Below are 4,119 nucleotides of genomic sequence, written 5' to 3'. Positions count from 1 at the left end.
ATCGTTGCACCGTCGAGCGGCCGTTCGCGATGATCGATGATGGCGTGGTGTGCAACCGAGATCATCATCGCCACGTCCTGCAATCTTCGCCGCGATAACGTTTGCGATATGCGGGCGGTGGCGAGGGATGTGATTGGAACGCCGAGTTGGTCTCCACCACCGCTCCGTCATCATCGCGTGGTTATCGGGAATACTTTTATTGATCCAATCGAGCGATTTGATAACGTCGAGTGACAATCACGAGCGCACCGACAGGTGAGGAAGCGATGGGTACGATGTCGATGTAGAGCGTCAAAGGATTCTATCAGACGTAATCGACATCGTTCGCATCGTTTCCGGGAGTCTACGCAGCGGTGAAACGTTGGAGTCGCGGTGATGCGATCGGTTGGCAACCGGAACACAGTCGTTCGTCAGCAAGGTTGCCGACCGTTCGCATGACCGCGACGAATGTTGCAAGATCGAGCGACGGCATGTGTCGAACAACCGAACGCGGTTTTGGGATGTGTCGTGTTTTCTGTCGGTTGGTTTGGCGTTCATAGTGTTGAACGCTTTCATTGTGTCGACGTTGCATCGTCGAACAGACAATGCGAACACCGACGATAGCGTTGTATGTAGCTTAGATCTGCGTAGCCACGTCCGGCATGAGTTGCCGCGATAACGTCACCAATCACCCGGCGGCGACGAGCGATTGTCCATTTCAAAACGCCCGACTTCGCCGCTCGGGTGCATTGGATTGTTATTTGGCTTCGCGCGGCATTGTCAGCCTGTGTTTGATTGAGCTGATTGCTGCATCAAGATCGGTGAATAGCCAATCGTCGACAGATTGAAGCATTTCGTCGCGAACAAGCGATGTGAGACCGGCGCGGTTTATCTCTGACGTAACCACGGCGACAGGAAGCTTCAGCCCTGTTTCAATTGGGTGATTGGAGCAATAGAAGAGGACACCCGCCATTTCGTCACCGCATTCGTATTTGAGGTGTGTGAAATCAAGGATGACGGCATCCGGCTCAATGGCAACCATATTGCCGGCCACTAGGCATTCAATGTGGCGAAACGAACGTTGCCCATGCGAGTTGAATGCGTGGCCATCAAATGCGGCGAGCAAGACGGTGCCGCGCGTGCTTTCGTCGTCCGCAGACGCGAACGTCGCGTTGATTTCGCTGAACGTGGATATGTCTAACGGGTCGAACTTCATTACCAAATAACGACCGCGATCAGCGGGCCGGGAAAGTTGATTGTCCATTTGTGAAACCTTGCAAGCCCGGCTCCGTTGCATCGCATGGTTCGCCGCAGTCTCAAGCAGGATCAGCCAGCGGAATCGACGCCCCACGCAATATGCCATTAAACGCAGGAAGTGGTGATCCCGACGTCAGAATGGTCGGCTGCTTTTCGTCATCAATGTACCAGTAAATCTGCAAGCACTCAAAACAGATGACAAAGTCAAACTGCTGGTTGTCGTGCACGACACGTATGCCGTGTCGAGGATTAAAGCACGCGGCGATCGCCCCGGGATTCTCGGGAACACTCGCGATAAGCAATTCCGCAATTTTCGTACGATCATCGCGAGAGACCGGCGTCGCCCCCAACGTGTTCCAGTTGTGAAAATCGTTCGGTCGTTGTTCGGCGTCGAGATAGCTTGGATCAAGGGAAAGCAATTCAAACGCCGATCCGTTACGCAAGGCATCAGTAGCTTCGGCAGGCATCGGTTCGCCAGTGGATGGGAGCACTGGTCGCTCGGTTTCGGCCGAGCAGCCAAATACCAGCAATGCGGTCAAAAGCAGTGGAAGACGCATAGATTCAGTCGGCGAACGACACGGATCACCGGGCGGCGGGAGACAATTCTCCACTTCAAAAACCGATTCACCGCCGCTCCGTGTGCATCCGATGGTTATGGCTTCTTTGCCGTTAGTCCTGCAAGTAGTGCCGGACGCTAGCATCCGACAATGACTTCATTTGGTCGGATGTTCCAAAATAGACGCCGCCGAACGGTTTTCCGGTTGTGGTTCGGTACAGGGACAGGTGAAGGACGCCTAAGTGTTTGATCGTTGTCGTCACTTCAAAATCTGAAACGCCGTGTTTGACGTTTACTTCTTGTGTCGCGTCGGTCTCTTCAAGACCGTCACCCTTTGTCTGCGTCAAGTAGAAGCAAAGTTTCGCATCGTCTGCCGAATCGAGACGAACTCGTCCAGTTACAGTCACCGTATCGCCTTGTTCGAGCCGATCAGACGTCGAAATGACATTTGTGATTTGAATAACGTCACCGTCACGGTAAGCCTTCGGCCCCAGTGCGACGGATACGGGATGTTGAATGGGTTCGCGCGCATTGGCGATGCCGGCCATCAAAATCGTTAGTACTACGGCGGTAGTTCGCATCTCATTCTCCGTTCGAGTTACTGGCCATAACGTCACGCGTCACCGGGTACGCGCGAAAGATTCTCAACTTCACAACCGCCCGACTCGCGTACTCCGGTGCACGCGATTGTTACCCGCGTTCTGGGTATTGGCGTCACGTTGAACGCCTCAATCTGACGTCGTTTCAAGTATAGCAAAAATGCGTTCGCGATCCGATGGTGTCAGTCCACACTGATCCACCGCCAATCCAATCTGCGTGAGAAACGCACGGAATATCGCCGAGTCATTTGCGGGAGTGTAGTCATCGAATGACGGGAAGCCCGTCTGCAGTTGAAGTAAGTCGTCGTTGTTCGGGATCTCAGAGATGGCTTGAGCGTCAAGTTCATCTGCGATTATCAGCAGCACAGTTTCCCATGTCGGATCACGCAGTTCAGTGGCCGCTATCCGGTCGAGTGTGGCCTGAACATCGTTGCGTACGCGACGGCATGCACGTGAGAACGCTCGGTTCCTTGCAGCAGTGGAGATGCTGATTCGCATCGCGTGTTGAGTATCCAGAATTCAGTCGGGTAACGTTCGGCGTCACCGGGCGGTGGCGCAAGATGTAATTGGAAAGAGTACCAGATCTCCACCACCGCTCCGTGTGCACGCAATGGTTATTCGGAGTGCTCTGGGTCGAGGCGACGGTTTCGTCGAGAACGAGCCCGTGTTGCATCGGTGCCGGCGTCGCAAGCGAAGCCCGAGCCCCGCAGGGAAAACGCAGGTGAGAATCGCATCACGCCCTGCAGCGAGAGCTAATTGGGTTCGGGTGTCAGCCGATCCTAGAGTTGAGACTGCCGGTCGCGATCGTTAGCCTTCGGCCAAATCGGTGGCGTGTAAAACGCGACTTCGGTTTCGACCAGTGCGTGCAGTTTACTGTCGGCAAATGCACCGCGTGCGCAAGAAACGCGCAGGGTTGGGAATGGGCGAGCGCCGGTTCAAGTACCGAACGTGGAGCATTCCGGTATGGGCGGAGATGTCACCGAATAACGTTTGCGATATGCGGGCGGTGGCGAGCGATGTGATTGGAACGCCGAGTTGGTCTACACCACCGCTCCGTCATCATCGCGTGGTTATCGGGAATTCAATCGCGGATCCAATCGAGCAATTCGGAACCGTCGAGTGATGATCACGAGCGCACCGACAGGTGAGGAAGCGATGGGTACGATGTCGATGGAGAACGTCAAAGGCCTATATGAGACGGAGTCGACATCGTTCACATCGTTTCCGGGAGTCTACGCAGCGGTGATACGTTGGAGTCGCGGTGAGGCGATCGGTTGGCAACCGGAACGCAGTCCGTTCGTCCAAGAGGTTGACGACCGTTCGCATGACCGCGACGGATGTTGCAGGATCGAGCGACGAAGTGTGCCGAGCGACCGACCGCAGTTTTGTCCGCCATGGTGTTCATCGTCGACTAGTTTGACGTTCATGGTGCTGAACGTTTTTATTGTGTCATCGTTGAACCGTCAAACGGCCATTGGCGAGCATCAATGGTGGCGTGGTGAGCAACCGAGATCGGTATCACTACGTCCTGCATAAGTCGCCGCGATAACGGCAGCGATCACCCGGCCGCCGCAAGCAATCCACCACTTGTGAAAACACTACTCGGCGGCTCGGTGTGCATCGCATTGTTCGCCGCTAAATGTAGTCGAAGTACCGAATCCACCAGGAGTCAATTCCCGTCACGCCCGTAATCGATCCGGTGTAATCGGCGTCAAGATAGTTGTACGG

At 54.9% G+C, this 4,119-nt stretch carries 4 protein-coding genes; all 4 read right to left on the bottom strand.

The annotated features are described in order from the left end of the window. Positions 1-736 precede the first annotated feature (736 nt). The 4 genes from LOC70_RS23455 to LOC70_RS23440 all read right to left on the bottom strand — a co-directional run bounded on the left by LOC70_RS23455 (position 737) and on the right by LOC70_RS23440 (position 2,889). Positions 737-1,243 carry a hypothetical protein gene (locus LOC70_RS23455; RefSeq protein ID WP_230256497.1) on the bottom strand — a complete coding sequence of 169 codons (507 nt, stop codon included), beginning with the start codon at positions 1,241-1,243 and terminating at the stop codon, positions 737-739. Between the two features lie 52 nt (positions 1,244-1,295). Then, positions 1,296-1,703 (bottom strand): initiator NS1 family protein, encoded by a 408-nt coding sequence (locus LOC70_RS23450; RefSeq protein WP_230256496.1) that lies wholly within the window; start codon positions 1,701-1,703, stop codon positions 1,296-1,298. Positions 1,704-1,905: 202 nt separating this feature from the next. Next, positions 1,906-2,373, bottom strand: coding sequence for a hypothetical protein (locus LOC70_RS23445; protein WP_158453535.1), 468 nt, complete (start codon positions 2,371-2,373; stop codon positions 1,906-1,908). Between the two features lie 147 nt (positions 2,374-2,520). Then, entirely contained in the window at positions 2,521-2,889 is a 369-nt protein-coding gene (locus LOC70_RS23440; protein ID WP_230256495.1) for a hypothetical protein, read from the bottom strand. Positions 2,890-4,119 lie beyond the last annotated feature (1,230 nt).

The sequence above is a fragment of the Rhodopirellula halodulae genome (assembly GCF_020966775.1).
In the GTDB taxonomy this organism is placed as follows: domain Bacteria; phylum Planctomycetota; class Planctomycetia; order Pirellulales; family Pirellulaceae; genus Rhodopirellula; species Rhodopirellula halodulae.
This window is presented reverse-complemented; position numbering and strand designations above follow the sequence as displayed.

Bases quoted from the DNA above. Each gene is read 5' to 3' on its own strand.
- LOC70_RS23455 (WP_230256497.1), bottom strand. From the start codon at position 1,243: ATGGACAATCAACTTTCCCGGCCCGCTGATCGCGGTCGTTATTTGGTA.
- LOC70_RS23450 (WP_230256496.1), bottom strand. From the start codon at position 1,703: ATGCCTGCCGAAGCTACTGATGCCTTGCGTAACGGATCGGCGTTTGAA.
- LOC70_RS23440 (WP_230256495.1), bottom strand. From the start codon at position 2,889: ATGCGAATCAGCATCTCCACTGCTGCAAGGAACCGAGCGTTCTCACGT.
- LOC70_RS23445 (WP_158453535.1), bottom strand. From the start codon at position 2,373: ATGCGAACTACCGCCGTAGTACTAACGATTTTGATGGCCGGCATCGCC.